This window comes from Cohnella luojiensis, from assembly GCF_004564235.1.
Classification (GTDB): Bacteria; Bacillota; Bacilli; order Paenibacillales; family Paenibacillaceae; genus Cohnella; species Cohnella luojiensis.
Window position 1 is genome coordinate 13,195 of sequence record NZ_SOMN01000010.1, and the last position, 25,957, is coordinate 39,151.

Consider the following 25,957-nt stretch of genomic DNA (forward strand, 5'->3'; position numbering starts at 1 on the left):
ATCCCCTAAATCAATCTGTAGCCCGTCGTATTTTCTATAATCTCGACAGCAGGCGCTTCCGCATTGGCCGTCCGCGTTACCTTTACGGACAAATAGCCTGCTCCTATGCGAATATGTTCGGCAAGAAGCTCATTGAATGTCTCAGGCAAATACGGATCCAGGACGATCGTTTGCGATAACGCATCGGGCACAAGTCCTAGCATGGCCTGTACAAAAACGATAGACGTCCCGGCTGCCCATGCCTGAGGAGAGCAAGTCGTAGGATAGGGAACCGGATAGCCCAATTCGGCGTCATTGCCGCAGAATAGCTCCGGCAACCGCTGGTATTCGAAAAAGGTTGAAGCATGCAGAAGGCTGGAAAGCAGCTTGCCGGCTTCCTTTTTATAACCGAGGCGGCTTAGACCGAGCAGAATCATTCCATTGTCGTGCGGCCATACGCTGCCATTATGATAGCTCATCGGATAATATCCGGTAGAATCCGTGCTCATGGTACGAATGCCATATCCATTAAACATGTCCGGTGCAGTTAACCTTTTCACTAAGGCATCCGCACGAGCTTTATCCGGCAAGCCTGTCATAAGCAAATGTCCTGGATTGGAGGTTACCGATTGAACTTGATTTCGTTTCCTATCAAGGGCGACCGCGTAATAGCTCTCGTCCTCCATCCAGAAGGCATGCTCGAATTTTTCCTTCAGCTTTGCAGCTTCGCCTTCCAGCTTGATCGCAAACTCCGGATAACCAAGCTTCATCATGATCGGCGATAAACCGTTTTTGGCTTGATATACGTAGCCCTGCACCTCCGAAAGCGCGATAGGCGATTCCGCATATTCACCCGTTCGATGGACGATAGAATTCGCCGAGTCTTTCCAGCCTTGGTTAGGGAAGCCTTTCGCCGCCTCTTGGTGATAGGTTAGGAAGCCGTTTCCCGTTTCATCCATCGTATCGATCCATGCCAATGCCTTGATCACGTTCGGCAGTAATTCCTCAGCAAGCGACAGGTCTCCCGTCCATCGCACATATTCCACGATAAGCACTAGAAAAAGCGGCGTCGCATCCACCGATCCATAGTAAGGCCCGAATGGCGACTGCTTCGTATTCACGAGCTCCCCGAACCGGATTTCATGCATGATTTTCCCCGGCTGCTCATCACGCTCTACATTATTGGTCGTCCCTTGGTATGCCGCTAATGTTCGAAGCGTGCCTTTAGCCGAATTCGGGTTAAGCGGAAGCATAAACAAAGCGGTGATCAGACTGTCCCGGCCAAAAGGAACAGCGAACCAAGGCAAGCCGGCGACCGGCATATCGCCGTATCCGACATCCGTCATCAGCATGCGTAAATCTTGTACTCCGCGTTGATACAACTTGTCGAATACGTCTACGTTTGTTGTAACGGAAGCTGCTGCCCGATAAAATTCGTCATACGATGCTTCCAGAAGACGCAAGCCTTCCTCGTACGTCCGCATGATGGGCCTTGGCTCTTCCTGTTGAACGGGAGCGATGACGAAGCAAATATGCTTCGTTTCCTGCGTCTCCAAGTCCAGCGTGAAATGAACGTTTCCTTCCGTATCCGCTTTGGACTCCGGAGCATCCCAGGCAATATGCGTTTCTCTTACGATATCGTCTTTGCCTTTATATTGAATGGACAGTCCGCGCTCGCTTGTTTTCCGGCCAAGAACTTGCCCAACCTCTCCGGTACGGTATTTGCGAACGATAAACATGTCTTGGAAATCGGCATCGAAGCTAACCGAGAAATCGAACCGGGTACGATTTAGAAAGTAATTGGTAAGCGACACTTTTTCGTGCAGCATCCCGTCATAAATATATCTTTCCCTAACCATCTCAATGGCGCCTTCATCCGGGCTTACCTTCATCAGCCGAATGGAAGCATAATAACTCCGATTCGCTTCGGAAGAGAGCAGCGTCGGCTTGTCCCCGTTAATGAAAAGCTCCATGCGGCTCAAATACCGGGTGTCGTTCTTATACAAGCCATGGCCCTTCTGGTCATCGCCGGCTATATCCCCGTTCGTATCGGTCAAGAAAAATAATCCGCCTTCTTTAATGACGGTATAATTCATAGTATATTGCCCCCCATTCCCTAGACACTAGTCTATTTAGCCTTTCACGCCGGAGCTGGAGATTCCTTCAATATATTGCTTTTGGAAAATAAAGAAGAAGATCAGAATCGGCAATGTAGTCAACACGACTCCCGCCATAATAAGCGGCGTATTCTCAAAGAAAGCATCCTTTACGCTGTTCAACCCTACGACAAGCACATAACGCTCGGGATCGCTTACTAAGGTGCTTGGAATCAAGTAGCTGTTCCATGTACCCGCGAACGCCAGAATCGACATCGTAATAAGCGACGATTTCGCCAGCGGATATACGATACGCCAGAAGGCTCCCATTTTCGTCAAGCCATCCAATCTTGCCGCTTCGATAAACTCGCCTGGAACGGTGACAAAAAACTGCCGAAGCATGAAGATGTACAGCGATTGGTAAAGGAATGGAACCGTAAGACCGGCAAACGAATTTAACCAGCCTAGCTGCGCGACGTTAACGTATACGGGAATTAGAATCATATGATACGGTACCATCATCGATCCGAGCACGATCCAGAACACGATTTTCTTTCCGCGAAAATCCAACTTCGCAAGGGCAAAAGCAGCCATGGGGTTAATAATTAAATTTCCGAGAATGACCAACGCCGTCATGATAACCGTGTTGATCAGCCATTGCGGAACATTATAGGCATCATTGGTGAAAAACAATTTGTAATTTTGGAACGTTAGATTCGAGAATCCCGATAATTTATTTACGTCCTGCATCGTGACGAAAGACGTGTATATCGTGTACAAGAAAGGAAGCGCAAATAAGGATCCAAGAATGATAAGCAGTAAATAGTTGCTAACGAATCCTAATCTTTTTTTGGTCTCCATCCAGTCTCACCCCTTTTCATCCAGCAATTTTTTCTGGAGGAACGTAATAATCATTATGATGAAGAAGAACAGTACGACAGCCGCGCTTCCGTAGCCGATATTCATGTAACGGATTCCGTTCTGATAGAAATACGTGACGACTGTGCTCGTTGCGCCCGCCGGAGAACCAAGTGCGCCGTATCTGGAAATCGCGGCAATCTGATCGTAAATTTGAAAGCCCAGAATCGTTGCCACGGATACGACGAAGAAGGTGATCGGCTTCACGTAAGGAATGGTAATGAAGCGGAATTGCGCCCATTTGGACGCCCCATCCATCTGACCTGCTTCATACAAATCCTTCGGCACTTCTTGAAGAGCCGACAGATAGACGATCATACTGAATCCGATCTGTTGAAAAATAAACAAAAGACTTACGAATAATAGTGCATACCGGGTATCCGCAAACCAAGTCGTGTCCGCGAAGCCGAACAGCGTGAAAAACTCCGTAACGAACGTACCTTGCTTGAACAGCATCATGAATACCGTCGTGACCGCTATTTGAGAGGTAATATAAGGAATGAAGAAGATCGTCCTAAAAATCCCTTTGCCTTTTATCTTCTGATTAACGAGCATGGCCACAAGCAATCCAAGAACGGTCTGAATAGGCACCGCGATAACTACGATTTGCAAGGAATGAAGTACGGCCCGATAAAATTGAGGATCATGCAATATCGTAATGTAGTTCTGCAAGCCGATAAATTTCGCTTCGTCCAGCGCAGCAAAGTTGGCATCCTGAAAGCTTCTAATGAAGGACTGTATAAACGGATAAAAAAACCACCATGCCCACAACACCAAAAACGGAAGCGTAAATAACCATCCAACAGCCATGTCCGAATCCGCGATCGAACGAAGACGCGATTGCTTGTTACTATTGGTTGTCATCTTGCCCCTCCTATCTCCAATACGATACGTTTTTGTCTAATTGAAAAAAAGGGTTCCCGTTCGCAACGGAACGGGAACGGAAATGTTATTTGAATTGCGCCTGAATGCCGTCTAGAATTTCTTGAGGCGATTTTTTCATTCCGCCTAGAATATTATTCTCTAGATTATTGACTAGCTCGTCCTTAAACTTCTTCGATTCTTCTGGGTATCCAAAGTCCGTGCTGTAATCAATCGCAGGCTGAACGGCTTTGAACTCCGGATTGGACTCGAAATATTTATCGGACAAGCTGGTTAACGATGAATTGTTTCCAAGCTTCAGAAAGTCCATTTGAACCTTTTCGTTTGTCATAAAGTACGCCGCTTGAAGCGCCGCTTCTTTGTTCTTCGCGTCATCAAGGACAACGTATGCATCGGAAATCAGCGTGCTGCCGTTAACCGTTCCTTTTGGAACCGGAACGACTGCATATTTCAAGTTCGGAGCAGCATCCTTCAAGAAGCTCTTGTACCAGTGTCCGCCGGTAGTCATAGCGGATTTACCGTTCGAGAATACTTCCCCATCCCAACCAAAGCCAAGCGATTTCGGAGTAACCGCTACTCCTTCGTCGTACATGTCGAAAATCGTTTGCAAAGCTTTTACGTTTTCCGGCGTATTGATTGTTTTGCCGTTACCCCAACCGCCGCCGAAGGATTTCGCATAGTTCGTAATGTGGTAAGGATCAAGATTGATCGTAATGCCGTATACGTCCTTCGTTGTCAGCTTCTTGGCAGCGACTTGTACCTCGTCCCAAGTGGTTGGATAAGCACCAAGACCTGCCTTTTTCCACATGTCCTCATTAATGAAGAACATCGCCGGAGAGCTGCTGTTAGGCACGCCATAAACCTTGCCGTCAACCTTCCAGATATCGGAAGCCGCCTTGTTGAATTTACCCATGTCAACGCCGGTGGTTTTGACCAATTCATCGAGCGGCGCGAACAATCCTTTATTGATATACTCGAGCGCGCCTTCGTTGGAAATCTTAATGAAGTCCGGCGCGACTTTCGCGGCAATTTCACCCGGAAGCGCGTTCCAGAACTGATCGCTGCTCGGATATTGCTTTATTTTGAGTTCGATGTTAGGATATTCCGCCGAAATGGAGTTCGCCGCATCCTGGTACGTCTTCAAATCTTGTGCAGTGCCCCAGAAGCCCATCGTAACCGTAGTCTTCTTGTCGCCGTCTCCATTTGGCGCTGTTTGATTATCGCCTTCGTTTTTGCTGCCGCAAGCAGCCAGTACGAGGATCAAAGCAAAAATAATCATCAATGTTGCCGGAAGCTTTAGTTTTTTTCTCATGTTCTTCCCCCGCTTGCTTCTTATATTTTTCGGTACTCTTGTATCGTAGAGGTTTATAAGCCAAAAAAAAATTAATCAAATAATGATTAATTTATTGAAATGCACTTTAGTTATATCGTTGCCTTTTACCTTAAACATTATTTAACTAGGATTTACTTTTCTTTATTCAGATCAACCTATTTCTTTGCGATAATCTTTCGGTGCCATCCCGACATATTTGTGAAACACGATAGCAAAATGGACTTGGCTTTTAAAACCCACCATTTCCGCGACTTCGTAAATCTTGTAACGGTAATCCTTCAGCAAGTCTTTGGACTTTCTAATTCTCACTTCATTCAAGTAGTCGAACAGTCCCCGGTCTACTTCCTGTTTGAACAATCGGCTTATATAATTAGGACTAGTCTGAAATGTTTCCCCCAACAGCTTCAGGGAAATGGATTCCCGGTAGTTGTTTTCGATATACTGCATGATGCCGCGAACCAGCGGATTGTATTCTTTGTTGGTACCGGATATCTTCGCTCTCAGCCTTTCATTGAACAGCTCGTGATAATAAGCCGATAATTCAAAAAAATCTTCGATTTCATCCGATTGTCCCGCTTTTCCCGCATCGGTCTTGCCGTCCTGCAGCATAAACAATAATCCTTCGTATATTTTCCGGACATCCCGTTCGGTAAGGCATTCGTGAAGCTGAATGTATTGTTCCCATGCCTCCAAATTTTGGGCGAACAGATCATAACTCTCTTCTTTCAAGCCCTTTTTCATGGCCATCACGTAGTCGTTGATTTGTTCCATCTTTTGTTCGATATCCTTATCTTGAGGGCGATAATAAAATACGGGATCGTTCGAGTGGTAAAACTTTAATTCCAAAGCCTGCTTGGCCTGATCAAATGCTTGATTGAAGTTTTCAAATGAATGAACCGCCTCGCTTACGCCGAAAACCATATCTATATTAACGAACCGCTTTAGAGAAGAGTGAATCAAATAAACAATATCGTTTACATGCGCGAAAGAAGCCTGAAGGCCTTTGGATTCATTATTGCCGATCAATACGGCGTACAAGTTTTCTTCCATTTGGACGAATTCTACTTCATTCTCTTTGGCGAGCAGCTCCGTCAATAGATGGCGTATCGTATTAGGGAGGAAAGCCGGATTTTCTTTTGTATACCGTTTCATTACTTGCGCGTATAACTTAACCGTGAAAAGAATGGTATATAAGTTGCCTTCCTTCAATTTAACTTGCGAGACGTCCTCGATCTTTCCCGTCAGCAAGTTACGAAGTATTATGTCTTTGTCCTGTACGAACGACGGCTCTTGAAGCTTATTTTCTTTATTCATAGCCAGTTCGTCTTTTATCTTACTCATGGCGCTTTTAATTTCCGCGATATTCATGCTGGGTTTATGAAAGTAATCGACTGCTCCTAATTTCATCGCTTTCTTGACATAGGCAAAGTCATCGAAGCTGCTGAGAATCATAACTTTTGTCCTCATGCCTTGCGCTCTCATTTCCGAAAGCACTTCGATCCCGTCTTTTTTGGGGATTTTTATATCCAGCAGCACGACATCCGGGTTCTGCTCCGCAATAAGCTTTAACGCCTCTTCCCCGTCGGACGCTTCTCCCACGATCTCTATGCCGATGGACTGCCAATCGATTGAAGACTTAATTCCGATACGAACGAGAGGCTCGTCATCTACGATGATGATTTTCATAATTCCTCACCTTTGTTAATTGTTCTAATGACAGGTACCACAATTTTTGCAATGGTTCCCCTGCCTACTTCGCTAGTAATCCACAACCCATATTCTTCCCCGAAATGAAGCTCGATACGCTTACGAATGTTATTAACGCCTATCTCGTTCAATTGATCCCCGTCTTTGTCTTGCTGCTTATCCCGCTCCTGCAAGTTAAAGCCTCTGCCATTATCGGCAACGACCATAATCAGCCTTCCGGATTGTTCGAATATTGAAATTTTTAATTCGCCCTTGTAAGGAATTTCATCAAATCCGTGGAAAATGGCATTTTCGATGAGAGGCTGAAGAAGGAACTTCAACGTTCTATATTCCATCACTTCTGGTTGAATGTTGAATGTAACCTCGAATTTATTGAAGTAACGAAACTCCAATATTTTCGTATAGTCCCGAATAAACGCCGCCTCCTCGGAAATGGCGACGAAATCGCTCTCCGTCTTCGCCGTAAATCTTATAACCGACGAGAAAGCGGTAAGCGCCTCTTCGATTCCCGAAGCTCCTTGCAGCTTCGCCATCCATTTAATCGAATTTAGCGTATTATACATAAAATGAGGTTTGATCTGCGATTGAAGCGCAAGCACTTCCAACTGCCTCTTCTCTTGCTCGTCCTCATAAATCGTTCCGATCAAACTGCGAATTTCTTTAAGCATATCGTCGATAGTAATGCTAATCTTGCCGATCTCGCCTTTCTGGATATCGATCGAAACATCCAAATTCCCTTGAGCTACCAGCTTCATCTTCTTCTGCAGAATCAACAACGGCCTCGTAATGCCAGTTGCAATGTAAACGGAAGTCGCAATAGACAGCACCAATAGGATGAGCAATGAAATCGCAATGGTTCTTACGATCGTGTTGACGAATTCGAACAATTCGTTCTTTGGAATAATCGTTATCCCTCTCCAGTTCGACAAATGCGAAACGGAAGAAATCAAATAAACATCGCGGTTTTGCAGCAAACCTTGTTCTTCTCCGCTCATTTGCTCAAAATCTTGCCCGATGATATTCACCGCGGGTTGTCCGATCTCGGATTTGCTCTCGCTGTAGATAACCCTGTCGTTCTCGTCGACCAAATAGAAACTCGTATGCTCCGTAAAGTGAATGTCGCTCCATAACGTTTTTAGCTTATCGACTCCGATGTTGAGAAGAATGAAGCCCAAATTTTGTTTCGAATACGGATCGACGATGGCTCGTCCGATCGATACGACGGGCGTATCGTGGAAAGACATCAATTTCTCGGGATGAACGCCTATTACGGCGTACTCCCCTTTTTTATTTAGAATCGTTTGGACGAATGTTTCGTTATAAAATTCATTATTCAAGTAATGATGGTCCATATAATCGTAGCTGCTTCTTCCGATAACCATCCGGTTTTTGCTTTGATAGATAACAGCTGAATCGACAAGGTTAGAATAAAGCATATTGTTCTTAATGATGCCGCCTGCCGTATCGAAATCCTTTTCCCTCTCGTACAGGGGATACGGAACGGAAGGATAGTCTTTCTTCATCATTTGAAACATAATCTTATCCTGCACCGGGTACATCGACAAGTTCAAAATCGGATTAAGCGACGTATCGATATTATCGATAATCTGTTTGTTGTTCTGAACGGCCGCCTCCAATATCATGCTTCGATTGGAGTCTATATACAGCCAAGATAAGGTGCCCCCAATGATAAAAAACGGGATTACGATAAAACTAGCGAATGCCAGTATTAGCTTTTGTCTTAAGCTTAGCTGTCCAAATCGTTCTTTTAGTTTCATAACGCTCAGCTCACTCTTTTTCGTTTCGGCTTTTTTATCGTTATAGCTTATCCTAATTTTCTATATGAAACAACAAATCCCCAGGTCCTACCAATGAGACATGAATAAACCTCCAGACCCTAAGTGGGGCTGGAGGTTTATTTCATAACCGATTATCCGACAAGGCGTTGACGGAAACCACAGCGTCCGTCTTTTTCGAAGGTTTTGCCCAATACCTCTCGTTACCGGGCAAATCGTCGAACCAAGAGGCGTCTTCAGGGCAGTCCAGCGTCATGAACCGGCCGTAATGGCCGTCTCTGGACTGATGGTATTTCAGATAGGCTTTACCGTTCTCGATCGCCAATATTTCGATTTTCCCCGATGTATGGCTCATGGAAAGCCGTACCCGCTTACCGAGTCCGGACGTGAGGGCTTTGGCCTTTTCCACGATCTCGTAAACCTCTTTCAGCGCCAGAACGAATGCTTTGTTGCCCGCGACCGGCCGGTTCACGAAGAAATAGTAAGGCGTAACGCCGGCCCAGGACAGCTTGTCGAGCAGTTCACCCAGCACTTCCGGATCGTCGTTGATTCCCCGCAGCACGGGCGTCTGATTGACGACGATCGCTCCCGCCTGATGCAAGGCCTCGAATCCTCTCATCGCTTCCGGCGTGATCTCTCGCGGATGATTAATGTGCGCCATGATGTAGATCCGCTTCTGCGGCGAGGAGTATGTCCGGATCGTCTCCAGAAGCGCTTCGTCCTCGTAGATCCGCATCGGGTTAAACACCGGAAGCTTCGAGCCCAAACGGATGATTTGGACATGATCGATGGCTCTCAGACGCTCGAAGATCGTCCTTAATTTGGGCGTTCCGAGGATCAGGCTGTCTCCGCCGGTAAGCAGGACATTGTTGATCTCGGGATGTTCCGCAATGTATTCCATGCCCGGTTCAACATCCGATACGGCCTCCTTCACATCGTTGCGGAACAGACGCTTGCGGAAGCAATACCGGCAATAAGCTCCACAGACCTCGGAAACGATGAGCAACGCGGTGGAACCGTATTTATGCTGGCATCCTGGAACCACGTAGTTGGTATCTTCGTCGGAAGCATCCCAACGGCCGTATTCCCCGAGTTCATCCTCGTTTGGAATAACCAATTTACGAATCGGATCGGCGGGATCGTTCCAATCGATGAGATTCAGGTAATAATCGTTCACACGGAACACGAACTTATCCGTAATGCGCTTCAGTTTTTCACGATCCTTCTCCGGGATATTCGTCAATTTGTCGATGTCCGTAATGTATTTAGGCTGTGACATAAGAATCCTCCTCATCCAGTTTTTGATCATGACAGGGTCTTCTACGGCAACAAAAAAGACCCGATGTACGGGTCAAAAGAAAAGCAGAGTTTGTTACCTCCACCGCAAATACATGACCCATCCAAAGCTTACGAGGTTAGCTGACGGACTCGGGATAGATGGTCCCCTATGGCCCTGATGGACCAATTCGCCCCAATTGATTGGTTCCCCCGCTTTCCGGCAATCCGGAAACTAAGCTATGAGATATGAAGTTATTGCCAAGCTAATTACTGGAGGGCGATCTTCCGCGGGGGAATGACCGCTATCAATTGATTATTCCGCGCCTTTAACCCAAGCGTCCACCTTGTCGGCATTCTCTGTTACCCAATCCTTGGCCGCCTCTTCGGGGGATTTACCTTCTTGGATCGCAACCATCACTTTCGCCATGTCCTCCGGAAACCATTCGAATTGGTCCAGGAACGCGTGCGCGTCTTTCATATCGGCATCCAAACCTTTGCGGACCAGCGTATGGATTTGCTCGTCCCCTCCGAAGAGGCCTTTGGGATCGTCCAGATATTTCAAATCCATCTTGGCGAACATCCAATGAGGCGTCCATCCGGTCACTACGATCGGCTGCTTGTTCCCGTAAGCTTTCTGCAGTTCCTGAGCCATGGCCGCGGAAGAGCTTTCGACGAGCGTGTAGTCTTTCAACCCGTATTCCTTGACCGCTTTTTCCGTCGCCATCATTATACCGGCGCCAGGCTCGATGCCGATAATCTGCTTATTGAGTGCCGATACGATTTCGGCTTTATTCAAGTCTTCGATGGATTTGATATCCATGTAAGCCGGAACCGTCAAACCTATTTTCGTTCCGTTCAAGTTAGGCCCTAGATCGACAATGTCAGATTTATACTTCTCTAAGTAAGAAGCATGCGTTCCCGGCAGCCAGGCGGCTACCATGGCATCCGCGCTGCCGTCGGCGATGCCTGCCCACATCGGGCCGGCATCGACCTGAAGCATCTCCACCTTATAGCCGAGTTTCGACTCCAATACCTCTTTGACAACGTTCGTGCTGGCGATTTCCGAATCCCAAGCGACATACGCGAGCTTGATCGATTTGTCGTCCTTTTTCTCGGAACATCCTGCCAAGACGGCAACTGCGAAAAATACGATAGATAATAGCAAACTCCACTTTTTCAAAATCGAACACTCCTTCTCTATTTTTTCTTGAACGCGCTTTGCGTCAAGCGATCAAGCAAGATCGCCATGATGACAATCGCAATGCCTGCTTCGAATCCGATGCCAGTCTTTGCCTGCGTGACGGCCCGGTATACGAAAGCGCCGACGCCCTGCGCACCGATCATGGATGAGATAACGACCATGGAAAGCGAAAGCATGATGGTCTGGTTGATGCCGGCCATGATGGTCGGCATGGCGAGCGGCAACTGCAGCTTCACCAGTTTTTGGGCCGGTGTCGAACCGAACGCGTCGGCCGCTTCCACCAGCTCTGAAGGAACCTGCCGGATCCCGAGATTCGTCAGGCGGATTGTAGGCGGAATGGCAAAAATAATGGACGCGATAACTCCGGGAACAACGCCAAGCGAGAAGAATGAAACGGCCGGAAGCAAATAAACGAAAGCCGGCATCGTCTGCATGAAATCTAACACCGGGGTGACGATATTTTGCGTGGTTTGGCTGCGCGCGCACAGGATCCCGATCGGTACCCCGAAGACGACGGACAGAATCGATGCCGTCAGCACCAAGGATAACGATTGCATAGAAGGTTCCCACAGCCCGAGATTGTCGATCAAAAGGAGCCCGATGAACGCGAACAACGCAATCCTCCACTTGCCGATCCAATAGGCCAATGCCGTAATCAGGACGATCAACACCATGGCAGGAGCAACTATCAGTGAGGCTTCGATTCCGTCAACCATCGATCCGATGACCGAACGGATGAAGTCGAACAGCGGGCCGAGGTTACCCGTCAGCCATTCCTCCAGCTTCTCGATCCAGTCTCCCAACGGAATTTTAAGAAGGTTCATCGCGCACCCGCTTCCGGAACGGCATTACCCGCGAGTGCCGACAGAATAGCGCCTTTGATCACGATGCCTTTCAATCGGTCCCGTTCGTCCACCACGGCGACGGGAAGCCTAGTGTCTGCCATGATCTCGAACAGTTCGTTGAGGAGAGTCCCGGGCGATACCCTAGGGACGTCCTCCTGCATGACTTGTTCGATCGATTTGTTCTCCTTAAGCGCCAAGGAAGCATCTTCCGCCGTCAAGACTCCCCGCAGCTGCTGTTCTTTATCCGTTACGAAAAGGGTGGAAACCCCATTGTCCCTCATGAGCTGCAGCGCGACCCGAGGTCCCCGCTCCGGCGACACCGTCTCCGGTTGCAGCATGACATGGGCTGCCGTTAGCACCTTCGACAGATCGACGTCTTCGACGAAACGTTCGACGTATTTATCCGCGGGTTGGATCAGGATTTCTTCCGGTGTTCCGATCTGCACGATGGATCCGTCCTTCATGAGCGCGATCCTGTCTCCGATTCTAAGTGCCTCATCCAGATCGTGCGTAATGAAAATTATCGTTTTCTTCATTCTGGCTTGCAGCAGCAGCAACTCATGCTGCATATCCTTGCGGATGAGCGGATCGAGCGCGCTAAAAGCTTCGTCCATCAGCAAGATGTCGGGATCGTTGGCCAATCCTCGGGCTAACCCTACCCTCTGCTGCATGCCGCCGCTTAATTGATCTGGCATGCTGTTCTCCCAACCTTCCAACCCGACAAGCTTCAGAACCTTTTGCGCCAGCTCTTTTCTCTGCCATCTGTCTATCCCTTGCACTTCCAGACCATATTCCACGTTGCTCAGCACCGTCCTGTGCGGGAACAGCGCGAATTTCTGAAAGACCATGCCGATGTTCTTTCTTCTAAGTTGGCGAAGGTCCACTGCATTCATTTTCACGATGTCTTTGCCTTTGAACAGCACTTGTCCCGATGTAGGTTCTATAAGACGGTTAAGCAATCGGACCAGGGTGGATTTGCCGCTCCCGGATAATCCCATGATGACGAAAATCTCTCCGGGCTGGATGGAAAAGCTCGCTTTATTCACCCCTACCGTCAGTTTGGTTTCCTTATAGATATTATCTTTGGACCATCCTTCTCTTAACAACTTCTCTCCCCGCTGGGGCTCTTGACCGAATATCTTGGTAAGCTGTTTGACTTCGATAATGGACATGTGTTCCTCCTTACAGGGACCTCCAGATGATCCGGAAAATCCTTAATAAGCATAACAGATGTGAATTTAACTGACAACTTGTAACAATAAATAAAGTTGTTTGTACTGGATTGGAATATACGCTCATTTCGCGCCAGCGACAACCCTTTTGATTGCGTTTATCAAGTTATCCGCGTTCCAATCCACGATTACATCCGCCCTATCCTTAACAATGAATGAGGTATGGCTGGAGTCGAAACGTTGAACCGCGATCAATGGTTTATTCAACTCGTCTTTGCATGCGATTAACTCTTTATTGATCCATCGGCTGTATGTTGGATATACGCCGCATAAAATGATTACCGCATCGCAAAACTTCATCTTGTTTTTAATTGTTTCGTACAGTTTTCTTTCGCCTTTTATTTGATTGACAGGATGATGAGGAGAAAGGGAATAAGTCCTATAATCAAAATCATTTCGGCCTTTAATCAATGAATCCAAATCTTTATGCGCATCGTTATGATTCCAAGAATGGCTAATATAGAGGTTGTAGCGTAAATGAATTTCTTCTGTCAGCGGCACATCTCATATCCCCTTATTTAAGCAAATAAACAGAAGGAGCCCTTGGCGACAGGCTCCTCCGAAAAAATGAATATTATATTATTTCATTACTATACCAGACTCCACCCCTACTAACAACCTATGAATATATGAAAATTGTTTGTAAATTACTGCATAAAAAAAGAACAAAACCATCCTGCTAAATCCTTGGATGTTTCTGTTCGAATTACGCACGCATTTTATTTATGAACTGTTCCGTTATCTCATAGACCTTTTCATCACCTACAACCACTATAACGTCGTCTTCTCTTAAAACGACATGGGGCCCCGGAGAAATGGAAACGTTGGTTCCCCGACGCAGGGCGATGATGGTAGCTCCGGTATTCTGCCAAAACTGAAGATTAGCAATGGTATTGCCAATAACATGCGATTGAGGTTTAATTTTTAGTTCGACGGGCTTATATGGCTTTATGTTCTGGAGTCGGTCGGAGGCTTCGATAATTTCCTTGACAAGCGATTCGAAATTACGATCCAATTCTTGTTTTTGATGCAATAGAAGTTGTAAATCCTGTTTTAGGGAATACACTGATTTTAAATAATGATTTTTCGTAATGTATTCATAGGCATTGCTGTCGGAAACGATCGTGATCTCCTTCCCTTGCGAGACGGATACGATCTTCTCGTCCTTGAGCAACCCGATGGCTTTCCGTATCGTTTCCGGAGATACGTGGTACTGGCCGGCCAACAGCGATCGCCCGGAAATCTTGCTGTGGATGGGAATTTCTCCGCTTACTATTCTTTGCGCGATATCGAGCGCAATGGATTTATAACCCGCCTTTTCCAATTCAGACATTCCCTGCTTCTTCCCCTTATTTATTCAATTCTCGTTATTTCAGAACAAGCATACGCTTTTCCATTTAAGAAGTAAACTAGTTGCTGCTCAGAGAGCGGGTTCTTTTTCTTTATCCCCGCTTAAATCGGATCCAGTCGAGATCAAAGTTGCTCCCCGGCAGGAAGATGAACGTCACTTTTTGTACCCCCGTTACCAGTTCCAATTTAAACGCACGTTCTTCGTATCCTTCGGATTTTTCGAACTCCACGAGTTGATTGCTTTCGCCGTTCTCGCCGTCGAATCGGATATGGATCGTGTTCTTGTCGATGGGCGATCTGCGGCGAACGAGAAGCTTCGAAGCGCCTTCGGCGGTAAAATCCATATGCGCAAATTCAAGGGAGACGTTATTTCCGATGCCTTCCACGCGACCATCCGCGACAGTAAACGCAAAGCTCGTGGTCAGGTTCAAATTGATAACAATTAACGGAGAACGCATCGAATGCCTCGCAGCCTTCCAGCACGTCGTCGCTGCCTACCCATGCGAAACGCATTCCCAAATTCAAATGGTTGGGGTCCGCTTGTTTGCAATATATGGCCGGCACTTCTACGTAGCGTCGAATAAGAACTCGGTTAAATGCAGCGAAGTCTTCTATGCGGACAATATTATCCGACCAATCAGAAGACCTTGCCTCATACAGATCCTCGAACTGATCATATTCGCTTGCCCAAGCAGCATTTAGGCTGCCAATGGTCTCATATTTGAATCAGCTGCTCGACAAAATACACTTTACTTGCAAAACGTATGGGTGATTGCAGCATACTCATTATTCGTAGCAAACAGAAAGGAATAGCGTATATGCCCTAATCTTAACAATTATAGCCTCTATCGCACACGATCTAGGAAGGAAAGTTTGAAACTGCTTAGTGTTCACCCAAGCCCGAACTTATTCCCGTACATACTGTGTTAGGAACGATTACTGAAAGCTGGTGATTGGACAAGGGCAGTGGAAAAATTGTCCGAGCTTGTATGATATGGAGGTGCGATGATGCAACCTGAAGTTTCGAATGCGGATTGGCGTCGAACAACATTAAATATAAGAGATCGTTATGCGTTAAATGGTCACAGAAGCTGTGTCCTGTGGTTTACCGGCTTGTCCGGAGCGGGAAAATCCACGCTAGCGGCTGCAGTGGAACGGAAACTTTACGCCCTAAGGATCCGATCCTATGTATTGGACGGCGATAATATTCGTCAGGGATTAAATAAAAACCTGGGATTCGCCCCAGAAGATCGAACGGAAAACATCCGGCGAATCGGAGAAGTGTCCAAGCTCCTCTCCGATGCCGGACTATTCGCTGTTGTTGCCTGTATTTCTCCTTACAAGGCGGACCGGGATAGCGTCCGTTCGATGTTTCGGGAAGGCGAGTTTATTGAAATTTATGTGAAATGCTCCATTGAAGAATGTGAACGAAGGGATCCCAAGGGGTTATACCAAAAAGCAAGATCGGGGGAAATTCCCAACTTTACGGGTCTTGCGGCTCCGTATGAGCCCCCCGTAAATCCCGAACTCATCATGGATACCGAAACGCGGAGCATAGCCGCAATGGCCGATACTATTATGCAATATTTAGAAGAAAGAGAACTGCTTTCTTTATAGGAGGCGACAAAATGTCCGAAACTCAAGGTATGTATTTTGGTTTAAATCAAAAAATATTAATTAGCTGTTGTAACTTAAATGGAGGTTTATTTGAATTAACCATTAAAGATGATTCCGTACATTTGGAACGCATTCTACACGACAACCTCCGTGGCATGGCAAAATTTCAAGACCAAATTGTTCTTGTTAGCGGAGTAGAAGTGTTAATACTGGATAACGAATACAGAGTGGTAAAAAGGAAGGCGTCGGATCGGAGTGCTGATTATCATGGTGTCGGAGTTTATAAAGATAAGGCTTTCATCGTGGAGACTGATCAAAATAGAGTTGGCATCTATGATTTAAGCGATCTGTCCAGAGTTGACGAGATTAAATTGTCGCCTGAAGAAATTGATGTCAATCACGTGAACGATTTATTTATAAAAGATAACAAACTTTATATATCCATGTTTGCCGATACGGGGCATGGATTATGGAGAAATCTTCCTCTCAATTCCGGAGTTATCGTAGAGTATTGTTTAAAAACGAACAATCGTATCGGAATATGTTTACATTCTTTGCACCAACCTCATAGTCCGCTTTTCATAATGATGTATTATATTATTGTGATTCCGCAAAATTTCAAATAAAAAGTCATAATCAACCGATTTTTCACACCAAAAAGTACCCGCGCGGCTTGGCAGTCCGTAATAATTTAATGTTTATCGGCCAAAGTGTAAGAAGACATATAGATATAAACGATGTCCCAAATGACACTTCCGGAATTTCCATTTACGATATGGCGAGCCGGAAGGATATTTTTGTTAGCTTACCTTCAGATGAGGTATACGGCATTCTATTGATTTAAAAGGACAGGATCAGTTCAATGTGAACTGATCCTGTCTTCATTTCGCCTGCGTTAGCTTGAGCGCGATAACGCTGGGCTCATATTAAATTTCTTATAAAATGGTTCAGTTCTTCTCCTTCTTTATCAAAATCAACCTTAAGTTTAAAGTTATCGTACGTATTTCTGCATAAGACCGAATAGCGATGTTCCTCAGAGTAGTAGAGTATTTTATTTACTATTTCTTGCGGGGATAAACCGTCAATGGCAAGGCATGTTACGCCGTCTACCATAAGCTCTTTTCCTAGCTTTTCATTATAATATTCCGCCTTTACGATCAGGGGCCGTGCCATGGCCGCACTATTATAAATAATATGACCATACCCGTCACCACCATATTTGGTATGCCAAATAAAACGCGCTTTCCTCATTTGCTCTGCTATAGCTTGGTGTCCGGAAATATTACCGTTACGACAATCAACGCCATAACTCTTAAACGTCCAGTTCGGCATTAACGCTTCAACTGTTTGGAATAATTGAAAATCGTGGGCGCAACCGCCTTCATCAATAAAGCAGTTAACGAAGGAATGAATATAATTCCCGGGGAGAGAAAAGTCCGGATGAAACACAGACAGATCAAATTCCTGGTGATAAAGAATGGAATGTATGTGCTTAGGAATGCTTTTTATGACTGCGCTTGTCATCACGTTCGGCGCGATCCACTGCTGCATCTGCCAATCGTTACCTATTTGGAAAACAAGCTTCGGTTTACTTGGATGAGTTTGGCAAAGTCGCCAAAACGGCTCAACATGTTCGGGCAAGGAAGCGATGACAATATCAACCGGTAATTCATAAAAACCATCCAATGTGACACCTTTGTAAGTAAAACCGCTGCGATCCCGACACATATAAATGGAGAGATTATCGTTCAATGATTCTCCTTTTCCAACAGGTTCAAGAAATTCTCGGATTACATCAGGATGATCCCTTATTTTCCAAAACCCTTGGGTATACCATTCAACGCCGATTGGTGTCGTAATAGTGCCTCCAAGTCGCTTTTCGAAAAATAATATGAGGCTTAACAGAAGAGAACCGTGATGAAAGTCTGTAAAAACAATTGGTTTTGTAAACATATCATCCACCCCTGGCTTTACGATGATGCCAATATAGGAGATTTTATTTAATAAATGATATGAATGAATAACTTAGTTTGCTTGGACACCTACAAAACTAGGTCTAAAACATTGTATATGTAGAAAGAAAGGCAGCCGCCGTTTCCTTTTCTTCCCCTGTACATATGTATAATTTAATTATTGTGGGAGGAATATGAATATGCAAAATCCTAATGAACTAGTTGTTTTTGCACACATAATGAAAACGGGCGGGTCTACTTTGAGGGTTAATTTTCTGGTTCAGCAATATGAATCGAATCAGTCGGTGGGGTTAAAATTTCCAGAAGAAGTCATTGAAGAAGCAATGAAAGAAAGTACCAAATATATCAGTGGTCATTTTGGCTTTGGGCTTTATACGGGGCTTTATATGGGTGGTGAGAATCATAAAATGTTAATTAATAGTGATTTTCCACGGCCTTTACACTACATTACATTGCTTCGTGAACCTGTGGATCGCATTATTTCACTTTACTATGATATACTGCGTACGTTTCCCGGCCACCCTACTGTTATAAACAAGGACTTGAAAGAATTTGTAGAGACAAAAAATGTATTTTATGAACCCAATCAACAAACATTGTTAATAACCGGTGGTATTCCAGACTTCAATCTTGCAACAAAACGTATCTCGAATGACTTTAAAGTGGTTGGAATCACGGAATTATTTAATGAATCAGTTTTTCTAATGAAAAAAGAGTTAGGTTGGGATAAAATCACCAGTCTTCATCTCCACAATCCCAAACACAACGATAATCCTAAACGCCAAAAACGAGATCAAATTTCCAGAGAATTAATCGAATTTATTGAAAGAAGCAATTCGCTAGATATTCAACTGTATCAGTTTGCCAAGGAATATTTGATTCAGAGGATTAATTCCTTAGATTTAAATACCAAAGAAGAGATGGATTCGTTTCTTGGGAACAGTTAATCACCGGAAAAACATGACTATTTCAACCCTTGTATAAAATGTTGGAGGGCCTGTGATTCTCGATCGAAATCGACTTTCGCTTTAAAGTTTTCGTATACATTTTTGCATAAAGTTGCATAGCGATGTTCCTCTGAGTAGTAGAGTATTTTATTTACCACCTCTTGAGGGCTTAATCCGTCTATGGCAACGCATGTTACCCCGTCGATCATGAGCTCTTTCCCTAGTTTATCTTGATAGTATTCCATCTTAACAATCATTGGCCGGGCTACCGCCGCCGAGTTATAGATAATATGGCCATACCCATCCCCACCATATTTGGTATGCCAGATAAAGCGGGCCTCTTTCATGCGCCCAGCTAATTCTTCAGGAGTACCTGCATAACCGTCACGACAAATAGCGCCAAAACTCTTAAAAGCCCACTCAGGCATCATTTTTTCAACCGTCTCAAATAACTGCCAATCGGGAGCGTAAGACGTCCAATGGGGGGCATAGCCTTCGGCTGTGGTAAAACAATTAACAAAAGAATAAACATTTTGACTTGGGTAGGAAAAATCGGGATAAAACACGGAAAGGTCAAATTCTTGATGATAAGAAATAAAGTTTATGTGGTTCGGGACGTTGTTTATTATTGCGCTTGCCATGACGTTTGGCGCAAGTCCCGCATCGACCGACCATGCGTTCCCAATTTGAAAGATTAACTTTGGTTTATTAGGGTGGCTTTGGCATAGGCGGTGAAATGGTTCTATATGGGCGGGGATAGAAGCAATTACAATATCCACCGGCATCTGATAAAAACCGCTTAAAGTAACGGCTTTGCCGGTAAAACCCGCATCCGGGCATAAATATACCGAGTCGCTATTCTCAAGAGGGTTTCCCCTTTTCGTGTTCAGGTACTGTACAACAGTATCCGGGTGATCAAATACTTTCCAGAAACCATGGGTATTCCAATCATAGCCAATAGGTTGAAAAACACTTCCCCCGAATCGCTTTTCAAACAACATAATGAAGCTATATAGAAGAGAACCGTGGTGGTAATCAGTTACAACAATGGGTCTTGAAAACATATTTACCCGCTCCTTTATAAATTAAAAGTATTGGATTATGTGCTATATTGATTTTTAAAACTTTCTTTCTGGGCAATGATTTCGGTGAATGCTTCCATATGACCTTTGGGAAACAAAACACCAAGTCCAAAGGAGTGATCGAATTCAATATACGGAAACACGGATTTTAGATCATCCCACAATCGGTATACTCCAACGTCACCGCCTCTCAATGCAATATCGTGAAACAAAATAACTCCATTTGGCGCCAGCTTCGGTAACCATGTCGTATAGTCGTGAGAAACGGCATCATAAGTGTGATAACCATCGATATGAAGCAAATCAACAGATTCATCCGTAAACTTATCCAATGCTTCGTCAAATGTGCTTATTATTAGAGTCGTTATTCCTTGAAATTCTCGATTCACATGATCGCTGACGCCTTGATAGATATGGTCACCGTAATACCCCGTATGAGGATCACCTTTCCAGGTATCTACCGCGAAGCATTTTGTACCAAGGCCACCGTCTTTGACAGCCTCACAAATGCTGAAAAAAGACGTTCCCGCAGCTGTCCCAAGCTCAACGAAGGTTCTAGGCTTCATAAAGCGGACTAAATCATAAGCAAATCTTCGGTGACCCGACCAACCACCAGTATCGTTGGAAAGGAATTTGTCATTATATTGGGTCCAATTCATCTGCTATTACCACCTCGTATGCAATTTTACGTGCTGTTTTTTTCCAAGAATCATTTAATGGCACTCTAACTTTTAAACACTCTGTCAGCCAGAGCTTAAACTGCTCCGGTCTATAATCGATCGGTTCTTGACCATTCTGTACTAATCGCCAATTATATGATAATCCATTAAGATGCAAGTAGGTATATTGCGGGATAACTGCGGTAAGTATACCCTTTTCGTGGAGTTGCTTTTGGATACATCCAAAATGGTCATATTCCGGTGGTTTGGCTGAAAAGTCTTTTTTTATTTGGCTGAGAATTGTTTTGTGTAAAAACCAACAGCAAGGATGTATTCTCTGGAGGAAACCGGATGGGGCACCAGTGTCCTGATATACGGCTATGCTTTTTTCGACAGTTGCTAGTTGTTGTACAACCTCCCAAAAATTGCTATCATTAATGATAAAATCTTGTTCTGTAAACCATACCCATTCACTGTCCGAATATTTCAGTGCTTCATTGGTAGCGACATTGCGCCAGTCTTCATCGGCATAATGATCCCTATTGGTGACGAAGGTTATATTGTCTTCCATCATGTTTTTTTGCACGAATTCCTGAAAATTTGGGGGCTCATTTATCTCGGTGAAAACGATAATAACGCGGTTAAGTCTGTTGCGGTTATCCCGAATGAATTGTCGCCAAAGTGGGTAATCGCAATTATTCGGCCATACGAGTATTAAATCAATTTGCATATTACAGTCCTCCTGTTCTACTCCACTTATAGTCAGATGGATGCGATTTATATAGCCCTGCGAGACCACGAGGTGTTGCAAAATGGAATGGTCTTATTTTTTCGTATTTAACTAAACCATTTATTTCTCCTGGAATCTCCCCCCACGGCCAATAGGGTTGATTGGGATGGTCTGGATGGTCTTTTACTTCTTGCCCTAGATGCCTGTGGAGGTCATGGATAAAAATAAATCCACCCTCTTCTAGGTAGTCGTAGAATTTAATAAACTCCGCAAAGCGTGTTTGTGGCTCTGTATCCAGCAAGATCAGCTTATATTTCTTCTCGCCTGGGTCAAAATCTTTGACATCTTCACAATATAAATTTACCTGATTTTGTAAGCCCATTCGATGTATTCGCTCAACTGCCCGTTCATGAACATGGCTCGAAAATTCAATGGTATCAAGTTTACCCTTACCATTTTCTTTGAGTGCCATGCCCATATAGGAGGCACCTGTTGCATAGTGGGTGCCTGTCTCAAGTACCCATTCAGGCTTTAATAGCCGGACAAACCCATAGAGAAACTCACCTGTTTCACACTCAATACCACCGGAATTGAATGCGGAATACAGTTTTGCTTCCTCTCCACCTGACCATTCAGACTCACTATGGAGCTTGAGGGTTGGGTCGAGAGATAATAATAGGTCGGTTGTGTTCATTTACTTTTCTCCTTTTTAAGTTCCTTAATCATTAAATCAAGATCAGCTTGCATTTCGTCCATGCGTCTTTTTTTAAGCCGTTTTGTTTTTTTATTATTATTTTTGCGTACAGGGTTTAACGTGTCATATATTATTGTGTCATATATTATTGTTTCATTTTTATCGGTCGTAATTTTTGTCTTTTCTTCAGAATCCTCTATCAAACTTTTATTTAATATCCCTTCTTCTTCCTTCACGCGAGGAGCTCTGGCAGCCAATTTTCGAAATTCTGCGAGAGTACGATCTGCGACTACATTCCACTTAAACTGTTCGGCTTGAATAGAAGCGTCTCTTATGAGCCGCTCACGCAATTCAACATCGAAACATAGGGCTTCCAGTCCTTTAGAGATACTACTTACATCGTGAGGATCTACAAGTATGGCAGCGTCTCCGACCATCTCGGGCATCGAAGTGGTCGTGGAAGTAAGTACGGGAACGGCACATTGCATAGCCTCAAGAACCGGTAAGCCTGCTCCTTCGTATAACGTTGGGAAAGCGACGCCGATCGCCCGGTTATAAATCTGAAGTAACTGCGATTTCGACACACGCCCTATAAAATGAATACGATCACTCAATCCAGAATCAGCTGAAATACTGTGCAATTGCTCCTGAATAGGTTCAGGGACATGATTGACGAATACAAGTTGAACATCATTGTCTTGGGCGCGTTCAATCATTTGTACAAAGGCTTGAATCAAACTCCTCGCATTTTTACGAAAATCGGCCGGCGAAAAAGCAAGGACATACGGCTTATTTTCCGGAAGAAACGGGATAGGCCGGTTTCCACCTTCCGTTAGATGGAAAAAGTCTTCACAACCGATACCGATCGTAGTAATCTTTTTATCTGAAAACCCAAATCTGATGAGATCATTTCGGGTATAATCTGAAATCGAGAACAAATGATCTAACTTTTGAAGCATCGCTAATTGAAGAAAGTATCGATGCTGTACGACCATATTCTGAAAATAAACTTTAGGAAATACTGCTGGAATAAGGTCGTAAACGACAGCGGTAAATCGAACCTGCGGCAGTTGATCATTATCGATGATTTCAGGAAATGGTATTTCCATAGGACTTGGAAAATGAAAAACATCTATATTGTTCTGAATAATAAACCGGGAGAGCTCCGCTTTGAAAACTTCACTGCTGAGTCCGCTATAATTAGGTTGAAAATAAAATAACTGCACATCTGGATGGTCAAGTAAATGAGCGATATGAGAGAAGGAATAATTGCCAATCCCCTCGAAAACAGAAGCATTTTGAGCAAAATTCATATCTATTCCAATTCTCATTCACTATCTCCTTCTTTCCAAATCGCGAGTCGTTACTTTGCCGCCCACCGTTAGTTCGATCGCCTCGATAAACGCTTGAGCCGTGCGATCCCAGTTCCATTTACGTGCTGTTTCTCTTGCATGAATAGCTTTTACCCGTGCTTCCTGGCGCTGGGAATACACTCTTCTCATTAACAACTGCAGCGATCCCGCATCCGCGTCAGCCCATATTTGATCGGACTTATACAAATTTGTATAATGCAAAGGCTTCGCAGGAAGAAGTCTATAAGGAATTAAATATCCGTTACTTGGATTCAGAAATTCGACATGGCTGCTCCAACCAGTTGCTATGACCGGCTTCTGACAAGCCATGCTTTCAAGAATTGGCAGCCCGACTCCCTCTCCCCGAGTAGGCAATACAAAGCAATCAGCGCCACGATAAAGTGCCGCCATCTGGTGAGGAGTCATTGTCTTTGTAAGGAGACGAACTCGAGGTAAATCACGGCGGTTCGTTATGTCGTTAATCGCCTCTTCGTACCATTCAAGCGGAAACGTATCGACATCGTTTCCAAAGGTTTTGATCATCAATAATACCGGTTCATCCGTATGAAATTCTTCCAAGTACGCATTCAACAATATTTGGGGCGCCTTACGCTCGGACCATCCAAAGACGGATAAGAAGATGAAGAAATGCTCGCTCTCCCCAAGCCTATCACGAGGACCTTCTGGACTATATAGGTCGGAATCAACACCATAAGGTGCAATAAATAGTGGAATCCTCGCCCCGCCATCTAAGAAAGACTGTCTATTGAATTCGCTTGGAATGATCAGGCCGTCGAATTGATTGATACCATGAATCATTTCCTCCGGGACCTTTGATGTCTCCCACATCGTGCAGCTTAATGCTTTCTTAAATCGGCTCCGTTCGTGAGGATGACGATTGACTTCGATTGTCAGCAAAACCTGTTCCTGTTGAAGAGGTTTATTCTCCATGGCATGTAATCTTTGAAGCTCAGCGTCGTCGAGGCAATTATAAACTGTACCCAACGCTTCGATTTTTACATCAATTCCGGCATCCTCCATTTTATAGGCTATCTGACGTGCGCTATTTCCAAAGCCTGTAGGCTCATAAAAGGTATTTCTAAAAACAACCTGCATGCTTCCACCTCCAAAAAACTCTCATCGGAATCAACCATTACACCTTATTGCAAATAATAAGGAATCGATTCGATCAACCATTTTGACGGTGCTCCAATTCCTCACTACTTGTTGTCTCGCCAGCTTCCCCTTTTCTTTGATTTCCTCCGGATGTTCAACCGCGTATCGCATCCATTTGCGAGTGTAGGATAAAGAGGGAACGGCCCAGCGGGAACCGTTGTAAATGGCATCGCTCGGAATCCCGAATCTCGGAATAGATGCGAGGTGCTCCACTTCAATTAAATAGCCGTTCTCAAGGTTTACGAAATCGAGGTGTGCCGACCAGTTCGTTGTAATAACCGGGATCCCGCTTGACAAGGCTTCGAGAGCGGGCAGATTCCATCCTTCTCCGTGTGTTGGAATAATATAACAGAATCCCGCCCTATAAAAGGATGGAATTTGTTCATAGGACAGGCCATGTGTGATGAATTGCAGCAATGGGGGATCGGAAACGTTGATACTGTCGACCATTTCATTCCAATAACGGCACATTCTTGTTCCGATTGAATCATACCCGCTTCCATCATATGTTTTGATAACCAACAAGACGTGATCCGAACCCGTAAACTCCTCCAAGAATGCACGCAGCAACAGATTATACCCTTTTCGGGGAATCCATTCAAAGTTGGATAAAAAGACAAACCGTCCATGATCCCGTTCCAAATGCAGGGGGGCAACTTCCGGATGAAACCGATTAACATCCACCCCGATCGGCACGACTTTGATTTTTTCCTGTCGAACTCCGCTTCCCAAGAAGGTTTGTTCGTTGAATGTTGAAGGAACCCAAACTTGATCCATTAGATTGCATCTGGTTACCCAATTCAGCGGCAAACTGTCACATTCGAGCATGGTCATCCCGATGTTGATTCTGCCCCATACGGGAAGGAAAAATTGTGCCGCGCAGATATGAATAATCGGCCCATCGGGGAAAACGGAGGTCCCGCATAGCTGCAACAATTTTTGTTTCTGCAGGGCCGGTAATCCTGCATCCAATTTGTTCCCATCTTTAGGAATGACGCGAATTTCATAACCATCTGCTATCAGGGCGAAGATAATCGATCGTGCCGCTTCCGCATAACCCGAAGCATCGAATAAGGGACAGAAAACCGTGAGTTGCTTCATTTATCCCTC

Annotated in this window: 23 protein-coding genes, 1 pseudogene and 1 riboswitch; of the genes and pseudogenes, 3 read left to right on the forward strand and 21 right to left on the reverse strand. The window is 44.8% G+C overall.

Annotated elements, in window-relative coordinates; genetic code table 11:
• Window positions 1-5: 5 nt before the first annotated feature.
• The 13 genes and pseudogenes from E2980_RS09685 to E2980_RS09745 form a co-directional block, all read right to left on the reverse strand.
• Window positions 6-2,075, reverse strand: coding sequence for an amylo-alpha-1,6-glucosidase (locus E2980_RS09685; RefSeq protein ID WP_135151984.1), 2,070 nt, complete (start codon window positions 2,073-2,075; stop codon window positions 6-8).
• Between the two features lie 36 nt (window positions 2,076-2,111).
• A complete protein-coding gene (locus E2980_RS09690) occupies window positions 2,112-2,936 on the reverse strand; it encodes a carbohydrate ABC transporter permease (protein WP_135151985.1) in 825 nt (274 codons plus the stop codon).
• Between the two features lie 6 nt (window positions 2,937-2,942).
• Window positions 2,943-3,857 (reverse strand): carbohydrate ABC transporter permease, encoded by a 915-nt coding sequence (locus E2980_RS09695; RefSeq protein WP_135151986.1) that lies wholly within the window; start codon window positions 3,855-3,857, stop codon window positions 2,943-2,945.
• An 85-nt stretch (window positions 3,858-3,942) separates the two neighbouring features.
• Window positions 3,943-5,187: an ABC transporter substrate-binding protein gene (locus tag E2980_RS09700; protein ID WP_135151987.1), complete on the reverse strand. Its 1,245-nt coding sequence runs from the start codon at window positions 5,185-5,187 to the stop codon at window positions 3,943-3,945.
• A gap of 171 nt (window positions 5,188-5,358) precedes the next feature.
• Window positions 5,359-6,894, reverse strand: a complete 1,536-nt coding sequence (locus E2980_RS09705) for a response regulator transcription factor (protein ID WP_135151988.1) — start codon at window positions 6,892-6,894, stop codon at window positions 5,359-5,361.
• Window positions 6,891-8,693, reverse strand: coding sequence for a sensor histidine kinase (locus E2980_RS09710; protein ID WP_135151989.1), 1,803 nt, complete (start codon window positions 8,691-8,693; stop codon window positions 6,891-6,893). The genes E2980_RS09705 and E2980_RS09710 overlap by 4 nt, the downstream gene beginning before the upstream one ends.
• A gap of 142 nt (window positions 8,694-8,835) precedes the next feature.
• Entirely contained in the window at window positions 8,836-9,990 is a 1,155-nt protein-coding gene (locus E2980_RS09715; RefSeq protein WP_135151990.1) for a KamA family radical SAM protein, read from the reverse strand.
• 110 nt (window positions 9,991-10,100) lie between these two features.
• A riboswitch (cyclic di-AMP (ydaO/yuaA leader) is annotated at window positions 10,101-10,238 on the reverse strand.
• Between the two features lie 64 nt (window positions 10,239-10,302).
• The gene (locus E2980_RS09720) at window positions 10,303-11,169 is read right to left on the reverse strand and encodes a glycine betaine ABC transporter substrate-binding protein (RefSeq protein WP_135151991.1); all 867 of its coding nucleotides are present in this window, start codon (window positions 11,167-11,169) and stop codon (window positions 10,303-10,305) included.
• Window positions 11,170-11,186: 17 nt separating this feature from the next.
• Window positions 11,187-12,014, reverse strand: a complete 828-nt coding sequence (locus tag E2980_RS09725) for an ABC transporter permease (RefSeq protein WP_135151992.1) — start codon at window positions 12,012-12,014, stop codon at window positions 11,187-11,189.
• The gene (locus E2980_RS09730; protein ID WP_135151993.1) at window positions 12,011-13,207 is read right to left on the reverse strand and encodes a quaternary amine ABC transporter ATP-binding protein; all 1,197 of its coding nucleotides are present in this window, start codon (window positions 13,205-13,207) and stop codon (window positions 12,011-12,013) included. The genes E2980_RS09725 and E2980_RS09730 overlap by 4 nt, the downstream gene beginning before the upstream one ends.
• Window positions 13,208-13,330: 123 nt before the next feature.
• Window positions 13,331-13,768 carry a TIR domain-containing protein gene (locus tag E2980_RS09735; RefSeq protein ID WP_135151994.1) on the reverse strand — a complete coding sequence of 146 codons (438 nt, stop codon included), beginning with the start codon at window positions 13,766-13,768 and terminating at the stop codon, window positions 13,331-13,333.
• 205 nt (window positions 13,769-13,973) lie between these two features.
• Entirely contained in the window at window positions 13,974-14,591 is a 618-nt protein-coding gene (locus E2980_RS09740) for a GntR family transcriptional regulator (protein ID WP_420808638.1), read from the reverse strand.
• 118 nt (window positions 14,592-14,709) lie between these two features.
• Window positions 14,710-15,024: pseudogene (locus tag E2980_RS09745) on the reverse strand (carbohydrate-binding protein); the annotation flags it as partial.
• A gap of 598 nt (window positions 15,025-15,622) precedes the next feature.
• On the opposite strand from E2980_RS09745, the gene cysC reads away from it, so the two are divergent.
• Both cysC and E2980_RS09755 read left to right on the forward strand, forming a co-directional pair.
• On the forward strand, window positions 15,623-16,234 hold the full coding sequence (cysC, locus tag E2980_RS09750; protein WP_420808639.1) for an adenylyl-sulfate kinase: 612 nt from the start codon (window positions 15,623-15,625) through the stop codon (window positions 16,232-16,234).
• An 11-nt stretch (window positions 16,235-16,245) separates the two neighbouring features.
• On the forward strand, window positions 16,246-16,860 hold the full coding sequence (locus E2980_RS09755) for a hypothetical protein (RefSeq protein ID WP_135151997.1): 615 nt from the start codon (window positions 16,246-16,248) through the stop codon (window positions 16,858-16,860).
• A 295-nt stretch (window positions 16,861-17,155) separates the two neighbouring features.
• On the opposite strand, the gene E2980_RS09760 is transcribed toward E2980_RS09755, so the two are convergent.
• Window positions 17,156-18,187 (reverse strand): hypothetical protein, encoded by a 1,032-nt coding sequence (locus E2980_RS09760; protein ID WP_135151998.1) that lies wholly within the window; start codon window positions 18,185-18,187, stop codon window positions 17,156-17,158.
• Window positions 18,188-18,386: 199 nt separating this feature from the next.
• On the opposite strand from E2980_RS09760, the gene E2980_RS09765 reads away from it, so the two are divergent.
• On the forward strand, window positions 18,387-19,154 hold the full coding sequence (locus E2980_RS09765) for a sulfotransferase family 2 domain-containing protein (RefSeq protein WP_167747056.1): 768 nt from the start codon (window positions 18,387-18,389) through the stop codon (window positions 19,152-19,154).
• A gap of 17 nt (window positions 19,155-19,171) precedes the next feature.
• Here the strand turns inward: E2980_RS09765 and E2980_RS09770 are convergent, their stop codons facing one another.
• Genes E2980_RS09770 through E2980_RS09800 form a run of 7 tightly spaced genes read right to left on the reverse strand, consistent with a single transcriptional unit; the run spans window position 19,172 to window position 25,948 of the window.
• Window positions 19,172-20,218, reverse strand: coding sequence for a hypothetical protein (locus tag E2980_RS09770; protein WP_135152000.1), 1,047 nt, complete (start codon window positions 20,216-20,218; stop codon window positions 19,172-19,174).
• Between the two features lie 35 nt (window positions 20,219-20,253).
• Window positions 20,254-20,895 (reverse strand): class I SAM-dependent methyltransferase, encoded by a 642-nt coding sequence (locus E2980_RS09775; RefSeq protein ID WP_135152001.1) that lies wholly within the window; start codon window positions 20,893-20,895, stop codon window positions 20,254-20,256.
• The gene (locus tag E2980_RS09780) at window positions 20,876-21,625 is read right to left on the reverse strand and encodes a hypothetical protein (RefSeq protein ID WP_135152002.1); all 750 of its coding nucleotides are present in this window, start codon (window positions 21,623-21,625) and stop codon (window positions 20,876-20,878) included. The genes E2980_RS09775 and E2980_RS09780 overlap by 20 nt, the downstream gene beginning before the upstream one ends.
• A gap of 1 nt (window position 21,626) precedes the next feature.
• On the reverse strand, window positions 21,627-22,319 hold the full coding sequence (locus E2980_RS09785) for an O-methyltransferase (RefSeq protein ID WP_135152003.1): 693 nt from the start codon (window positions 22,317-22,319) through the stop codon (window positions 21,627-21,629).
• Entirely contained in the window at window positions 22,316-23,650 is a 1,335-nt protein-coding gene (locus E2980_RS09790; RefSeq protein WP_135152004.1) for a glycosyltransferase family 4 protein, read from the reverse strand. Before E2980_RS09790 ends, E2980_RS09785 begins: the two co-directional genes overlap by 4 nt.
• Before the next feature lie 3 nt (window positions 23,651-23,653).
• Entirely contained in the window at window positions 23,654-24,787 is a 1,134-nt protein-coding gene (locus E2980_RS09795; protein ID WP_135152005.1) for a glycosyltransferase, read from the reverse strand.
• Between the two features lie 30 nt (window positions 24,788-24,817).
• Window positions 24,818-25,948, reverse strand: coding sequence for a glycosyltransferase (locus E2980_RS09800; RefSeq protein ID WP_135152006.1), 1,131 nt, complete (start codon window positions 25,946-25,948; stop codon window positions 24,818-24,820).
• Between the last annotated feature and the right edge of the window lie 9 nt (window positions 25,949-25,957).

Excerpts from the sequence above, each read along its gene's own strand:
- E2980_RS09685 (WP_135151984.1), bottom strand. The coding sequence starts at position 2,075 with ATGAATTATACCGTCATTAAAGAAGGCGGATTATTTTTCTTGACCGAT.
- E2980_RS09690 (WP_135151985.1), bottom strand. The coding sequence starts at position 2,936 with ATGGAGACCAAAAAAAGATTAGGATTCGTTAGCAACTATTTACTGCTT.
- E2980_RS09695 (WP_135151986.1), bottom strand. The coding sequence starts at position 3,857 with ATGACAACCAATAGTAACAAGCAATCGCGTCTTCGTTCGATCGCGGAT.
- E2980_RS09700 (WP_135151987.1), bottom strand. The coding sequence starts at position 5,187 with ATGAGAAAAAAACTAAAGCTTCCGGCAACATTGATGATTATTTTTGCT.
- E2980_RS09705 (WP_135151988.1), bottom strand. The coding sequence starts at position 6,894 with ATGAAAATCATCATCGTAGATGACGAGCCTCTCGTTCGTATCGGAATT.
- E2980_RS09710 (WP_135151989.1), bottom strand. The coding sequence starts at position 8,693 with ATGAAACTAAAAGAACGATTTGGACAGCTAAGCTTAAGACAAAAGCTA.
- E2980_RS09715 (WP_135151990.1), bottom strand. The coding sequence starts at position 9,990 with ATGTCACAGCCTAAATACATTACGGACATCGACAAATTGACGAATATC.
- E2980_RS09725 (WP_135151992.1), bottom strand. The coding sequence starts at position 12,014 with ATGAACCTTCTTAAAATTCCGTTGGGAGACTGGATCGAGAAGCTGGAG.
- E2980_RS09730 (WP_135151993.1), bottom strand. The coding sequence starts at position 13,207 with ATGTCCATTATCGAAGTCAAACAGCTTACCAAGATATTCGGTCAAGAG.
- cysC (WP_420808639.1), top strand. The coding sequence starts at position 15,623 with ATGATGCAACCTGAAGTTTCGAATGCGGATTGGCGTCGAACAACATTA.
- E2980_RS09755 (WP_135151997.1), top strand. The coding sequence starts at position 16,246 with ATGTCCGAAACTCAAGGTATGTATTTTGGTTTAAATCAAAAAATATTA.
- E2980_RS09760 (WP_135151998.1), bottom strand. The coding sequence starts at position 18,187 with ATGTTTACAAAACCAATTGTTTTTACAGACTTTCATCACGGTTCTCTT.
- E2980_RS09765 (WP_167747056.1), top strand. The coding sequence starts at position 18,387 with ATGCAAAATCCTAATGAACTAGTTGTTTTTGCACACATAATGAAAACG.
- E2980_RS09770 (WP_135152000.1), bottom strand. The coding sequence starts at position 20,218 with ATGTTTTCAAGACCCATTGTTGTAACTGATTACCACCACGGTTCTCTT.
- E2980_RS09775 (WP_135152001.1), bottom strand. The coding sequence starts at position 20,895 with ATGAATTGGACCCAATATAATGACAAATTCCTTTCCAACGATACTGGT.
- E2980_RS09780 (WP_135152002.1), bottom strand. The coding sequence starts at position 21,625 with ATGCAAATTGATTTAATACTCGTATGGCCGAATAATTGCGATTACCCA.
- E2980_RS09785 (WP_135152003.1), bottom strand. The coding sequence starts at position 22,319 with ATGAACACAACCGACCTATTATTATCTCTCGACCCAACCCTCAAGCTC.
- E2980_RS09790 (WP_135152004.1), bottom strand. The coding sequence starts at position 23,650 with ATGAGAATTGGAATAGATATGAATTTTGCTCAAAATGCTTCTGTTTTC.
- E2980_RS09795 (WP_135152005.1), bottom strand. The coding sequence starts at position 24,787 with ATGCAGGTTGTTTTTAGAAATACCTTTTATGAGCCTACAGGCTTTGGA.
- E2980_RS09800 (WP_135152006.1), bottom strand. The coding sequence starts at position 25,948 with ATGAAGCAACTCACGGTTTTCTGTCCCTTATTCGATGCTTCGGGTTAT.